This is a genomic window from Rheinheimera sp. 4Y26, assembly GCF_025245835.1.
In the GTDB taxonomy this organism is placed as follows: Bacteria; Pseudomonadota; Gammaproteobacteria; order Enterobacterales; family Alteromonadaceae; genus Pararheinheimera.
This window is the reverse complement of sequence record NZ_JAOBWS010000007.1, coordinates 105,711-119,494: the sequence shown is the minus strand read 5'-3', so window position 1 is coordinate 119,494 and position 13,784 is coordinate 105,711. Positions and strand designations below refer to the sequence as shown.

The following is a 13,784-nucleotide window of genomic DNA, read 5'->3' as shown; positions in this document are numbered from 1 at the left end:
CGGCCTTTCTTTTAGCCCTTTAGCAGTGGGAAAACACAATGGCAGACGAGAATTTTAAAGAGTCTTTTGGTGTGGCTCAATTTTTAGGTTTTATCGCAGTGTTTGTGGGCCTGCTGTGCCTAGTTCCCATTTTACGCTGGCTGCAAATTCTCGGTTAAGTGAACCCTGAGTCAGCAAAACCGCCGTTTGGCGGTTTTTTTGTCAGTACATCTTTTGACCTGATAACGATTGAATAATGAGAGTGATGGTTTAATGAATAACCCTACAGAATTTACCCGGATGCTGGAACAAGTGATTAAATCAGTGCCGGATTATCCAAAACCTGGCATTTTATTCCGTGATGTCACCAGTCTGATGCAGGATCCGCAGGCTTTTGCCGCAGTGATTGATAACTTTAAACAACATTACGCTAATCAGGGTTTTACCAAAATCATCGGTACTGAGTCCCGTGGTTTTATTTTTGGTGCGCCATTGGCTTATGCGCTGGGGGTTGCTTTTGTGCCGGTGCGTAAGCCAGGCAAATTGCCACGTGAGCGTATTGCCCAGAGTTATCAGCTGGAATACGGCGAAGACACGCTGGAAATTCATACTGACGCTATAGTACCTGGTGATAAAGTATTGTTAGTTGACGATTTATTGGCAACTGGTGGTACTATTGATGCCACAACCCAGTTAGTGCGCCGTTTAGGTGGTAACGTGGCTGATGCGGCTTTTGTCGTGAATCTGCCCGACCTTGGCGGTGACAAACGTCTGGCGGCATTACAGTTAAAGGTATACGCCCTGATTGATTTTGCCGGTCATTAAGTGATGAGGTGGCGCTTATTGCGCCGCCCCGGCATTCAGGCACAAAAGGAAGGCAGATGAGTTATCAGGTGTTAGCGCGCAAATGGCGGCCACAAAATTTTGCCCAGCTGGTAGGGCAGGATCATGTTAAAGCTGCCTTGATCAACGCGCTGACCCAGAATCGTCTGCACCATGCTTATCTGTTTACCGGCACCCGCGGTGTCGGTAAAACCACCATAGCCCGTATTTTTGCCAAAAGCTTAAACTGCGAAAAAGGCGTGACCGCTACCCCATGTGGGGTTTGCAGTGCCTGTGTCGAAATCGATAAAGGCTATTTTGTTGATTTACTTGAAATTGACGCCGCATCCCGCACCAAAGTCGAAGACACCCGCGATTTACTCGACAATGTGCAATATGCCCCCAGCCGTGGCCGTTACAAGGTTTATCTGATAGACGAAGTGCATATGCTGTCGAAACACAGTTTTAATGCACTGCTTAAAACACTGGAAGAACCGCCACCTCATGTAAAGTTTTTACTGGCGACCACAGATCCACAAAAACTGCCCATCACTGTGCTGTCACGTTGTTTGCAATTTAGTTTAAAAGCCTTAAGTCAAAGCCAGATCAAACAGCATTTAGCCTATATCCTGGGGCAAGAACATATTCAGGCCGAAGACGAAGCACTGGCCTTGTTATCACGTGCCGCCAAAGGCAGTTTGCGCGACTCGCTGAGCCTAACGGATCAGGCGATAGCCCAGACCAATGGCCAGATAGCGCTGGGGCCGGTGCGGGAAATGCTGGGTTTACTGGAACAATCCTGGGCCGAACTGTTGCTGCAGGATGTACTCAACCGCGACCTTGCGGCTATGCAACAACATTTGCTGCAACTGATTGCTCAGCACAGTCAATATCAATCTGTGCTGGATGATATGCTGGCGCTTTTGCATCTGGCGGCTTTGTGTCAGTTCCAGCTTAATGCTGCCGAACTGGCGCTGACCGAATCGGCTTTTGTCCGTGCTGTGGCCAAAACCCATTCAGCGGAAATGATCCAGCTGTATTATCAGCTGCTACTCAGTGGTAAAAAAGATTTAGCTTACGCACCGGATCAGCGCATAGGTCTTGAGATGGCGCTGCTGCGAGCTATCGCTTTTGTGCCAGCCAGCGGCAATGAGCCGGTGCAGGATTCTGCCCGAAGCGCCAGAGCTGCCGCACTCAGTGCAGCCGGTATTCCGGCGCAGCCACCACAGGTGCAAATACAACAGCAAGCTGCGCCATGCCATGTCGCTATTGATGAAACAGCTCAGCAGCAGGGCGGCCATAGTGAGGCTGGAACTCAGCCGGTTGATGCCTCAGCTCAGATTGCTGCAGTTTCTGCAGGAACTGTTGTTACAGAACCCGTTGGAGCAGAGCATCCCTTAGCATCAGCGGCAACTCAAGTCACATCAACACCAGCGGTCGATCCGGTGACAGCCAGCATTCTGGCGCGGCGTGGACTTTCAGCAGCCTTACCCGGAGCTGATGACGGAAAAAAGTCTGAGCGCCAGCCGGCGCTGGTTGAAAAGCAGTCAGCAGCTACGCCAACAACGCCTCAGGCATTGGCTGCCCGCGTGACAGACGACAGTGTCAGCAGGCAGGAGGCGGCCAGTCTCAGTCATGTTACAACCCCTGTCACAGCGCAAGTTCAGCTGCAAAGTCCAACAGCACAGCCTGAGCCCACCTTAGCTGTAATACCAGAAGTTCGGCCTTTAACGACGGCAGCTTGGGTTGGTGCTGCAGTTGCTGAACCAGCCCTCACGCCAGTTCCTGTCGTTGCGATCAGCGATTCCGGCTCTGCACCCGCCACAGATATCCAGGTAGCGCCTTCTGTGCCTTTAGCCGCTGAACATAGTTTGGCGATCAGCAATCCGGCAGAAGTGATCGATGAGGACAGTGAAGAAGCAGAAGTGTTTAGTCACCATGCGCCTGCTGCGGCCATGTTAAATAACGACGACCCGGAAGATGAACCAGATCCTGTGGCCGACAGCGCGGGAGGAGACTGGGCCTGGCAACAATATCAGGCCGCTGAAGAAACAGCAGCAGTAGCACAAAGCAACCAAAACACAGCTGCACCTATTCGCCATGCACTGCTGGAGAGTTTGCAGCCTGTGGCAGACGAGACCGATTTTGCCAGCGAAGCTATAGCCCAGCCGGAATTATCGCCCGAAGCACTGGGGCAGGTGATGGAGTTTGATGGTGTGATAGGTGCCCACAATTTTGCCGTGCGCGCCGCCAGTCAGGTTGACAGCTGGGCGGCCCGTATCGACCAGCTGGCTATCGGCGGCCTGATGCGGTTATTCCTGCTGCACTCAAGCCCAAAGCTTCAGGACAACCAGTTAGTGTTAACCGTGAGCAGCAGTCAGCGACATCTCGACAACGAAAAAAACCGTCTGACGCTTGCCAGAGTATTGTCGGCCTCCTATGGCATGGAGCTGGCGGTTAGCGTTGAGTTTGCTGAGCAAGTGCCGGATTGTCCGCAGGCCATTCAGCAACGCATCGACGAAGCCCGCAGGCTGTATGTGCAGCAACTGCTGGCACAAGACCCCCTGGTGCAGGCGATGCAACAACAGTTTGGCGCTGAATTATTGGCGGATACACTGAGCGTCAGCTAAAGGCATAGTGCTGATATGCTGGCAAAGCCAGCGCTTGGCGGCGAGTCTCTTGTATTTTCAGCGCATTGTGATTATCGTGTCGCCACTATAAATAACGCAGGGGGCAGCCCTGCAGTCCACTGCAGTGCCGGTTCGGCAGCTGCGAACAGACAAACAGCCGCACGCGGTCTGAAAACAAAAGAGAGCACAATTATGTTTAAAGGTGGCATGGGTAATATCATGAAACAGGCGCAGGCTATGCAGGAAAAAATGCAGCGTGCCCAGGAAGAAATCGCCCGGATGGAAGTGACAGGTGAAGCCGGTGCCGGCATGGTTAAAGTGACAATGCTCGGCAATCATAACGTGCGCCGTGTCAGTATCGATGACAGCCTGATGCAGGATGACAAAGAGATGCTGGAAGACTTGATTGCCGCAGCCATTAACGATGCAGTACGCCGCGTTGAAGAAAGCAGCAAAGAAAAAATGGCCGGTGTGGCCGGTGGTATGCAATTACCACCAGGCTTTAAGATGCCGTTTTAATGTTATTGCGGCTTTAGAAAGGACGTTCCGGTATGGCAAAACATACAGCCATGGTGCAGCAACTTATTGATGCACTTCGGGTTTTACCTTCAGTTGGGCCTAAATCTGCCCAACGTATGGCTTATCAGTTACTGGAACGGAACCGCGAAGGTGGGGTGATGCTGGCCAGAGTACTGGCCAATGCTATGGAAAAAGTCGGTCATTGTCAGCAATGCCGTACCTTTGCCGAAGAGCCGCTTTGCCATATTTGTCAGGACAGCAGCCGCAGCCAGAGCGCTTTGCTTTGTGTCGTGGCCAGTGCGGCCGATTTATATGCCATTGAGCAAACTGGCCTTTTTTCCGGCCGTTATTTTGTGCTGGGCGGTCAGTTGTCGCCACTTGACGGCATAGGTCCGGCTGAGCTTGGGCTGGACTTACTGGCCAGTCAACTGGAGCAAGGGGCGATACAGGAAGTGATCCTCGCCACCAACCCAACCATTGAAGGGGATGCCACCGCTTTTTACATTGCTGAGCTTTGTAAAAAACACCAGATTCAGGTGTCGCGTCTGGCGCAGGGCATGCCGGTGGGGGGAGAGCTGGAATATGTGGACGGCAGCACTCTGTCTTATGCCTTAAGTGGCCGCAAACCTTTTTAAACGCTCACCACAACAACCATTTTATGGTTCATCCTTGTCTGCTGATGGAAAACCCTGCAAAAGGCAGGGCTTCCCCTTGAAAGTTTTTTTAACCTCCCCCATATAACCGTCAGCCCAAAACTTCACCGGCCTGGCGTAACACTGCGCAATAAAAAACTGCATTCGATGCAACACGGCTGGTGGTTTTTCATTTGAAGTCCGGATTGTGTGGCGCCTTTGGCTGTCACACTGTTAAACAGGAGCGGTACATGACTGAAACAACACAAAAACAAACGCATGGCTTTCAGGCTGAAGTGAAACAACTGCTGCAGTTAATGATCCATTCGTTGTATTCCAATAAAGAAATTTTCCTGCGTGAACTGGTATCCAACGCCTCAGACGCTGCCGACAAGCTGCGCTTTTTAGCCTTATCTGACAGTAGCTTATACGACAACGACGGCGAATTACGCGTGCGCATCAGCCTGGATGACAGCGCCAAAACCATCACTATCAGCGACAACGGTATTGGTATGACACGCGATGAAGTGATCAGTCACTTAGGCACCATTGCCAAATCCGGTACCAAAGAATTTTTCTCACAGTTATCCGGCGAAGCCAGCAAAGACTCACAACTGATTGGTCAGTTTGGTGTGGGCTTCTATTCAGCCTTTATTGTGGCTGACAAAGTCACAGTGCGTACCCGCAAAGCCGGCATGCCAGCGGACAGCGCGGTGGAATGGGAATCTGCCGGTGAAGGTGAATACAGCATCAGTCCTATTGTTAAAGACAGCCGTGGTACCGACATTATTCTGCACTTGCGCGAAGCTGAAACCGAGTTTTTAAGCCCGTGGAAAGTGGAAAGTATTGTCACTAAATACTCAGACCATATTTCTATTCCGGTGCAAATGTGGCAGGAAGGTACCCCAGAGCGTGACGGTGAAGACGGTGAAAAAATTCCGGCCACCGAAGGTTACTGGAAGGCAGTCAACAAAGCCACAGCCCTTTGGATGCGCGACAAGTCTGAAGTATCAGATAACGAATATCAGGAATTTTATAAGCATATTTCACATGACTGGACAGAGCCGCTTGCCTGGAGCCACAACAAAGTTGAAGGCAACAGCAACTACACCAGCTTGTTATATGTGCCGAAAAAAGCACCTTTTGATTTATGGAACCGTGAAGCCCGTCATGGCCTGAAACTTTATGTACAGCGTGTATTTATCATGGACGACGCTGAGCAGTTTATGCCAAGTTACCTGCGTTTTATCAAAGGTGTACTGGATTCGAGCGACTTACCGCTGAACGTGTCACGTGAAATTTTACAAGACACTAAAGTCACACAAAGCCTGCGTAAAGGTTGTACTTCGCGCGTATTAAAAATGCTGGAAAAAATGGCCAAGGCTGAAGATCAAAGCGAATACCAGACCTTCTGGAATGAGTTTGGTCAGGTGATGAAAGAAGGCCCGGCCGAAGATTTTGCCAATAAAGAAACTATTGCCAAATTATTACGTTTTGCTTCAACCCATGAAGACAGCAGCGAGCAAAAAGTTGGGCTCGAAGCTTATGTCAGCCGGATGAAAGAAGGTCAGGACGAAATTTATTTCCTGGTGGCCGACAGTTATGAAGCCGCCAAACACAGTCCGCATCTGGAAGTACTGCGCAAAAAAGGCATTGAAGTGCTGTTGTTGTCAGATCGCATTGACGAATGGCTGATGCAGCATCTGACTGAATTTGATGGCAAAAAACTGCGTTCTGTCGCCAAAGGCGGACTGGATCTATCCAAACTGGACGATGAAGAAACCAAAAAAGCCCAGGCTGAAACCGAGCAGCAATTTGCCGCTGTGGTGGCGCGTTTTAAAACCGCGCTGGGTGAGCAGGTGAAAGATGTCAAAGTCAGCCACCGTTTAACCGACAGCCCGGCTTGTGTGGTGACTGATGAGTTTGATATGAGCACACAGATGATCAAGCTGATGGAGTCAGTCGGCCAGAAGGTACCTGAAGTAAAACCAATTTTTGAACTGAACCCAGAGCATCAGCTGGTGAAACATATTGCCGATGAGCAGGACGAAAGCCGCTTTAAGCAGTGGGCAGAAGTGCTGTTTGAACAAGCCTTGCTGGCAGAGCGTGGTAGCCTGAAAAACCCGGCCAGTTTTGTTGGTCGCTTAAACGCTCTGTTGCTGGATCTGGCAAAATAACAGCTGCAGTGTTATTGCTAAAAAGGATGAGCCTGAGTGCTCATCCTTTTTTTTTGCTCAAATGGGTATTTTCTTCAGGTATAACCAAAGGGGTAGGATGGATATCTTAGAGTGCTGACTTTAACATTATGATTTAATTAATTATATTCAGCTAATTTATATGAAAACTATTGGTTGTGTTTTAACCTGTGTCACAAGTTATTATTTCCCGGCGATTTTTTGTCTGCCAGCCATGCCCCGATTTTCCTGCACTTTGGTCTAATAAAATCAGGAAAAGCTTAGCCAAAACATGAAAAAACAGCTTGTTGTCATGAAAAATGCTGTTAAAACCGAGATTGCACAGCTTAAGACCAAAGTTGGCTTGACTTATCTGATGAGCAGCCTTTGGGCGACAAATTTCTTGTCTGATGACGGACATTGTGTAAAGATCCAAAGCTTGTGACTATTGGATCAAACCGCAGCTATTCGAGGTTTTTTGTATGCGTATTATTTTGTTGGGTGCCCCAGGTGCCGGTAAGGGAACTCAGGCACAGTTTCTGATGAATAAGTTTGGCATTCCACAAATTTCGACCGGCGATATGCTGCGTGCTGCCATTAAAGAAGGCACACCTCTGGGTTTAGCGGCAAAACAAGTGATGGACGCCGGCCAACTGGTGTCTGATGATCTGATCATCGGTCTGGTGAAAGAGCGTATTGCCAAAGCCGATTGTGCCAATGGTTTCCTGCTGGACGGTTTCCCCCGCACTATTCCACAAGCCGATGCGATGAAAGAAAATGGCGTTGCTGTGGATCACGTGATTGAATTTGACGTGCCGGACGATGTGATTGTGGAGCGGATGAGTGGCCGCCGTGTACATCCTGCTTCTGGCCGTGTGTACCACATCAGCTACAATCCGCCAAAATCAGCGGGTAAAGATGACGTTACTGGCGAAGATTTAGTGATCCGCGAAGATGATAAAGAAGAAACAGTGCGTAAGCGTCTGGCTATTTATCATGAGCAAACTGAACCGCTGGTGGGTTATTACCGTAACCAGGCCGAGCAGGGGCTGACCAAATACCATCATTTAGACGGTACAGCACAGGTAGAGGCAGTCAGCAATCAGTTGGCCGCTTTGCTGGCTTAAGCCGGCACTGTGTAAAAAACCCACCTTCAGGTGGGTTTTTTTATCCCTGCAATAACTAAAAGCGTGATGCAATTTTTGTCAGCATTGTCAGTTTGCATAGTGTTAAACTTCGCAACAGTTTGATTTATAGGGATTGCCATAGTATGACGTCCAGGCACCTCAGTTTACCTTTGTCTCAATATGCGGTGGTGTTGGTTAATCTGGGGACTCCGGATGAGCCAACGGTACCGGCCATTCAGCGGTATTTAAAACAGTTTTTGTCCGACCAAAGGGTGGTCGATTATCCGGCCTGGCTGTGGCAAATCATTTTACGAGGCATTATTTTACCTTTTCGCGGTCGCCGGGTGGCCAAACTGTATCAGTCGATCTGGTGGCCTGAAGGCTCGCCACTTCGGGTGATCACCGAACGTCAGACTTCGGCTCTTGCATCCCGTTTAATGCTGGCTGGCATGCCGGTGCAGGTCAGGTACGCCATGACCTACGGTAACCCTTCGATCAGTTCTGTGTTGGACGAACTGCGCGCACAAGGTGTTGAGCGTTTTGTGGTGTTGCCGCTTTATCCGCAATATTCGGCCACCACAACTGCCGCAATTTCCGATCAGCTGGCGCATTATCAGTTGCAACAGCGGGATCTACCGCAGATCAGGCTGGTGAAAAACTATCATCATGAAGCCAGTTACCGTCAGGCGCTGGCTGGTTCAGTGCGGGCCCATTGGCAACAACATGGTCAGGCCGATGCATTGTTATTGTCGTTTCATGGTATTCCGGAGCGTTTTGTAAGGCTTGGCGATCCATACGAGCGGCATTGCCGTGAAACCGCGGCCAATCTGGCGGCCGATTTAGGCCTGACTGCAGAGCAGGTGCTGGTGAGTTTTCAGTCCAGAGTTGGCAAAGAAAAGTGGCTGCAACCTTATACCGACCAGTTACTTGAGCAATTGCCGGGCAAAGGTATTAAAAAATTGCAGGTATTATGCCCGGCGTTTTCGGCTGATTGTCTGGAGACTCTGGAAGAAATTGCGGTAGAAAACTGCGAAGTTTTTCTGCATGCTGGCGGTGAAAGTTATCAATACATCAAGGCGTTAAACGATTCGCCTTGCCATATCCAGCTGTTTGCGCAGCTGGCGTTACAACAACTACAGGGTTGGTAGTATGACTTTATTGATCACTCCTTATTATGCCGCGGCACTGGCCGTATTTTATGTTGGCCTGGCGGCGCTGGTGATCCGCCAGCGTCTGAAAAACCGTGTGGGGTTAGGTGATGGCCAAAAACCAGCGCTGGTGACTGCCATCCGGGTACATGGCAACTTTGCCGAATATGTGCCGCTGCTGCTGGTGCTATTATTGCTGCTGGAAATTCAGCAGGCGCCCTTGTGGCAACTGCATCTGATTGGTGGCCTGACGCTGGCCGGCCGCGTGCTGCATGCCATTGGTTTGAATAAAACCCAGGGCACTTCGGCACCACGTTTTCTTGGCATGGTGTCTACCTTTGTGGCTTTATTGGCATCTGCAGCATTTCTAGTGATCTAATGATGGCTGCGTCAAAGCTTCTACCGGCGGAACAAAAGCCCGGGCTTAAGGTGACAGGTCAGGGCGCGCCTATACTGTTACTGCATAGTTCACTCAGTAGCCATAAACAGTGGTTGCCGCTCGTGGCATCATTGTCTGAGCAATATTGTCTGTGGTTACCTGACTTACAAGGCTATGGAAGCAACAAAGCAGTGGCTGATAGCGCGACGCCCAACTGGTCGCTGGCTGCTGAAGCTGACGCTATTGTGACGACCCTAACCCCTGAGCAAAAAAACGCTGAGCTTATCCTGATTGGTCACTCTTATGGCGGGGCAGTGGCGCTGCATCTGGCCCGTACGCAAAAGCTGAAAGTCAAAGCCATGGTGTTATTTGAGCCTGTCGCCTTTCACCTGTTGGCGGCAGAAAGTTCGGCTGAAGCGCAAGCCCTGACGGCAGAAGTAAAATTGCTCTCACAGCAGATGCCGGCATTAGAGGCTTGGGACGCGGCACGGCTTTTTGTCGATTATTGGCAACAAAAAGATTATTTCCGTTTTTTGCCGGCCAGAATGCAGCAGCAAATGGCCGCACAAGTATGGAAAGTTCCGCAGGATTTTGCCGCTTTGATAGGTGAGGGCGCCACTCAGGCCGATTACGCCAGGCTGCAAATGCCGGTATTGTTAATGCATGGTGCTGATAGCCGAAGGGCTGCTTTATTGGTGGCTGAGCTGTTGGCCCAGAGTTTAGCTCAGGTGCAAACAACAACGCTGCCAACAGGCCATATGGGCCCGCTGACAGCGCCGGAGTTAGTGAATCAGCAAATCATTGATTTTTTAGCCGGGTTATAACAACACAAAACCCGGCCATTCTGTCTATTTGTCAGCTGATATTAGCTGCCGCTTGCTACTGTCAGCACCGCAGGCTCAGAATTGGCCGCTTGTTGCTGGTTCAGTAAAGTGGTGGGTTGCGCCTGACCAATGGCAATTTTGCGTGGTTTTAACGCTTCCGGAATTTCCCGCACCAGTTCAATATGCAACAAACCATTGTGCACATTGGCACCTGTCACGCGAATGTAATCTGACAGCTGGAATTTGCGTTCAAAATTGCGCTCGGCAATGCCCTGATGCACAAAACGACGACCTTCGGTTTTGTCGGCTTTTTGACCTTTCACCAGCAGGGTGTTGTGTTCGGTTTCCAGTGATAATTCATGTTGTTCAAAACCCGCCACCGCCATGGTAATGCGGTACTGATCTTCACCGGTAATTTCAATATTGTAAGGCGGATAAGCCGGTTGTTTTTCATTGCGGGCAGCTGCATCCATGAGTGATGCCAGATGATCAAAACCAATAAATGAACGATAAAAAGGAGAAAAATCTAAAGTTGTCATGTCCAATTCCTCTTCTGAAGCAAATTAGTTAAGTAACTGTTTTACAAAGTGGTATTCGCATGAATCCCACAGAGCAGGACCCTTATCAGGCATCCTGCTTCATAAAATAGGGGCGTTGTTATTGCTTTCAAGAGGACGGGAAGAAATTTCTGCAACAGGCTGAAGTTGGTTTTAAGTTGGCTTCAGCCTGTGCATCAGAGTCCATCAGGTTTTGGTGATTTCCTTAAGTTTATTCAGCGCTGCCTGGTAATCCGGTTCTTGTGACAGCAGCGGCACCAGCTGCTGATAAACCAGTGCGCCTTTGGCATCGATAATCAAAACTGCCCGGGTCAGAATGCCCATGTCTTTAATTCTTAAACCATAGTTACTGCCAAAATCGCCCCAGACTGCATCAGATAACACCTGCAGTTTGTCGACTTGTTCTTTTTGGCAAAAGCGTTTTTGCGCAAAAGGTAAATCGGTGGAAATGGTGAGCAGCACCACATCTTTGGGCAAGCTTGCGACTTGTTCGTTAAATTTTTTCGTCTGAATGGAGCAGACGCCTGTGTCGATGCTTGGCACTACGCTGAGCAACACTGTTTTTCCGGTAAAATCGCTGAGTTTAACCGCTTTAAATGCTTGATCGGCCACTTTAAAGTCAGGGGCTTGCTGCATTAATTGCACCGGCGATCCTTGCAGCTCCAGCGGTCGGTCACCCGCTTTGACTTCAGAGAGCCTGACCGGCAAATTGGCTGTTAAGTCGGCAGCCAGAGCCGAATTGAGCATCAGAGCAAAACAGAGACTGTATTTGAAGGCCGCAGATAAATTTTTCATCTTTTGTTCCTGTTATCCTTGAAAATAATGTAAATACAATTGCTTATGTCGATGATTTTGAGGAAAAAAGCCGTTGTTTTGATTCGCACAATCAAAGGTTCAGCGCTACACTGGATTTAACAATACGTGAATCAGGTGTCTAATGGTAGCAGCGGTATTAATCTGTGATGATTCAAATCTGGCACGCAAACAAATGGCCCGCAGTTTGCCAGCGCAGTGGCAGGATAAAATTTATTTTGCCGGCCATGGTCAGGAAGCTTTGGAAGTTTTAAAGCGTCAGCCTATCGATTTATTATTCCTTGATTTAAATATGCCGATCCTCGACGGCTATGAGGTACTGCAGGCTATTGCCGAGCAAAAAATTCCGGTTAAAGTTGTTGTGGTATCCGGCGATGTACAGCCCGAAGCCCGCGAGCGGGTGATGGCTTTTGGTGCATTGGATTTTATCCGTAAACCTGTAGCAGCCGATAAGCTCACTGAAGTGCTGGCGCAGTTTGAAGCCCTGCATACAGTGTCAGACAGTAAAAAAGTGCAGGAAAGAACCATTGAGCTCAATCAAACCAGCAAAAGTTTTGTGCTTGACCCTGTACTGCGGGATGTATTTCAGGAGCTGACCAACGTGGCTATGGGCCAGGCCGGTGATCTGCTGGCAAGGCTTCTTAAAGTATTTGTCAAGTTACCCATCCCTAATGTCAATGTCATTGAAGTCAGTGAACTGCATATGGCTATCGCTTCGGTGGAGCAAAAAGAAACTACGTCGGCGGTCTGTCAGGGTTTTATCGGGGGCGGTGTGTCGGGAGAAGCTTTGCTTATTCTGAATGACTCCAGTTTTGTTGATATTGCCAAACTGATGAATTACGAAGGCAAACTCAATACCAAAGCTGAACTCGAATTATTAATGGATATTGGCAATATTTTGATAGGAGCTGTACTCAAGGGGCTGGCTGAGCAGATTGATATGTCGTTCAGTCAGGGACATCCGGTGGTTCTGGGCCAACATGCGCCGGTCAGTGAGATGATTAAAGCCAATGCCAAACGCTGGAAAAGAACACTGGCGATTGAAATCAGCTATGGCATCGAAAACTACAATATTAATTGTGATTTGCTGCTGCTTTTTACCGAAGACAGCATTAAAACGCTGAATTACAAAGTCGAATTTTTGTTAGAAGAGTAGTTATGTCACAAATAAACTCTGACGTTGCCGAAGTTCACTGGTTATTAGATATGTTCCAGACCGTTGATGTGGGTCTGGTGGTGCTGACTGCCGATTATAAAATTCAGGTCTGGAATGGTTTTATGGAAAACCACAGTGGTTTAACACCACGCCAGGTGCGCGACAGGTATCTGTTTGACTTGTTCTCTGAAATAGACGAAGGCTGGCTTAAACGTAAATGTGATCCGGTGATTTTGCTGAAAAACCGCGCCTTTACCATCTGGGAGCAGCGGCCTTATATCTTTAAATTCCGCAATTACAGGCCTATTACCGGTGCTGCGGATTATATGTACCAGAACAGCACTATATTCCCAATTACCGATGTGCGTGGTGTAGTAACCCACCTTTGTATGATTATTTATGATGTCACAGATGTAGCGGTCAGCAGACTGGAGCTGGAGTCGATGAACGGCCAGCTGAAACAGCTGTCAAAAACTGATTTTCTGACGGAGCTTAATAACAGAGGTCATTGGGAAGATGCGCTGATGCATGAGTTTAAGCGGCTCAAGCGCAGTGGCCATCGCAGCAGTTTATTGATGTGTGATATCGACCACTTTAAAAGAGTGAACGATACTTTTGGCCATGCTGCCGGTGATTCGGTGATTAAGGCTGTGGCTCAGGCGGTGAAAAAAAATCTGCGGGAAACCGATGTGGCAGGGCGATATGGTGGTGAAGAATTTGCGGTGTTGCTGGTAGACACCACTGAAGATCAGGCGATGTATTTTGCCGAACGTCTGAGAAAAACAGTAGAAAACCTGGCTATTGAATATAACCAGCAAATTCTGAAAGTGACAGTCAGCGTTGGTATTGCTGAATACCACAGTGATATGCTGGAACACCGGCAGTGGTTGGAAGCTGCCGATAAAGCGCTGTATACCTCCAAAGCCAATGGCCGCAATCAGGTGACTTTGTGTAGCGCTCAGCTTAAAGCGTCTTCTTAAGCAACAACCGCCAAATACAGCAGACCATAAAAAACACCGCTATT

The 13,784-nt window shown here is 49.0% G+C and carries 13 protein-coding genes; 11 read left to right on the top strand and 2 right to left on the bottom strand.

Features of this window, described 5'->3' with window-relative positions; all coding sequences use genetic code 11:
- Positions 1 to 279: 279 nt before the first annotated feature.
- From apt to N3Z11_RS10865, 9 genes are all read left to right on the top strand, one after another.
- Positions 280 to 804 carry an adenine phosphoribosyltransferase gene (apt, locus tag N3Z11_RS10905; protein ID WP_260657291.1) on the top strand — a complete coding sequence of 175 codons (525 nt, stop codon included), beginning with the start codon at positions 280 to 282 and terminating at the stop codon, positions 802 to 804.
- Between the two features lie 56 nt (positions 805 to 860).
- Positions 861 to 3,431, top strand: coding sequence for a DNA polymerase III subunit gamma/tau (dnaX, locus tag N3Z11_RS10900; RefSeq protein ID WP_260657207.1), 2,571 nt, complete (start codon positions 861 to 863; stop codon positions 3,429 to 3,431).
- A gap of 192 nt (positions 3,432 to 3,623) precedes the next feature.
- Positions 3,624 to 3,950 carry a YbaB/EbfC family nucleoid-associated protein gene (locus N3Z11_RS10895; RefSeq protein WP_260657206.1) on the top strand — a complete coding sequence of 109 codons (327 nt, stop codon included), beginning with the start codon at positions 3,624 to 3,626 and terminating at the stop codon, positions 3,948 to 3,950.
- Between the two features lie 32 nt (positions 3,951 to 3,982).
- Positions 3,983 to 4,585 carry a recombination mediator RecR gene (gene recR / locus N3Z11_RS10890; RefSeq protein ID WP_260657205.1) on the top strand — a complete coding sequence of 201 codons (603 nt, stop codon included), beginning with the start codon at positions 3,983 to 3,985 and terminating at the stop codon, positions 4,583 to 4,585.
- A 248-nt stretch (positions 4,586 to 4,833) separates the two neighbouring features.
- Positions 4,834 to 6,759: a molecular chaperone HtpG gene (gene htpG / locus N3Z11_RS10885; protein WP_260657204.1), complete on the top strand. Its 1,926-nt coding sequence runs from the start codon at positions 4,834 to 4,836 to the stop codon at positions 6,757 to 6,759.
- Between the two features lie 479 nt (positions 6,760 to 7,238).
- Positions 7,239 to 7,883: an adenylate kinase gene (gene adk, locus N3Z11_RS10880; RefSeq protein ID WP_260657203.1), complete on the top strand. Its 645-nt coding sequence runs from the start codon at positions 7,239 to 7,241 to the stop codon at positions 7,881 to 7,883.
- 143 nt (positions 7,884 to 8,026) lie between these two features.
- The gene (gene hemH, locus N3Z11_RS10875; protein ID WP_260657202.1) at positions 8,027 to 9,031 is read left to right on the top strand and encodes a ferrochelatase; all 1,005 of its coding nucleotides are present in this window, start codon (positions 8,027 to 8,029) and stop codon (positions 9,029 to 9,031) included.
- Between the two features lies 1 nt (position 9,032).
- Positions 9,033 to 9,410 carry an MAPEG family protein gene (locus tag N3Z11_RS10870; RefSeq protein WP_260657201.1) on the top strand — a complete coding sequence of 126 codons (378 nt, stop codon included), beginning with the start codon at positions 9,033 to 9,035 and terminating at the stop codon, positions 9,408 to 9,410.
- Positions 9,411 to 9,412: 2 nt separating this feature from the next.
- Positions 9,413 to 10,234: an alpha/beta fold hydrolase gene (locus N3Z11_RS10865; RefSeq protein ID WP_260657200.1), complete on the top strand. Its 822-nt coding sequence runs from the start codon at positions 9,413 to 9,415 to the stop codon at positions 10,232 to 10,234.
- 41 nt (positions 10,235 to 10,275) lie between these two features.
- Here the strand turns inward: N3Z11_RS10865 and N3Z11_RS10860 are convergent, their stop codons facing one another.
- On the bottom strand, positions 10,276 to 10,773 hold the full coding sequence (locus N3Z11_RS10860; protein ID WP_260657199.1) for an Hsp20 family protein: 498 nt from the start codon (positions 10,771 to 10,773) through the stop codon (positions 10,276 to 10,278).
- Positions 10,774 to 10,977: 204 nt separating this feature from the next.
- Positions 10,978 to 11,586, bottom strand: coding sequence for a thiol peroxidase (gene tpx, locus N3Z11_RS10855; RefSeq protein WP_260657198.1), 609 nt, complete (start codon positions 11,584 to 11,586; stop codon positions 10,978 to 10,980).
- 142 nt (positions 11,587 to 11,728) lie between these two features.
- On the opposite strand from tpx, the gene N3Z11_RS10850 reads away from it, so the two are divergent.
- Together N3Z11_RS10850 and N3Z11_RS10845 are read left to right on the top strand one after the other, a co-directional pair.
- Complete coding sequence (locus tag N3Z11_RS10850; protein WP_260657197.1) at positions 11,729 to 12,760, top strand: response regulator; 1,032 nt, start codon at positions 11,729 to 11,731, stop codon at positions 12,758 to 12,760.
- 2 nt (positions 12,761 to 12,762) lie between these two features.
- On the top strand, positions 12,763 to 13,740 hold the full coding sequence (locus tag N3Z11_RS10845; protein ID WP_260657196.1) for a diguanylate cyclase: 978 nt from the start codon (positions 12,763 to 12,765) through the stop codon (positions 13,738 to 13,740).
- Positions 13,741 to 13,784: the final 44 nt, after the last annotated feature.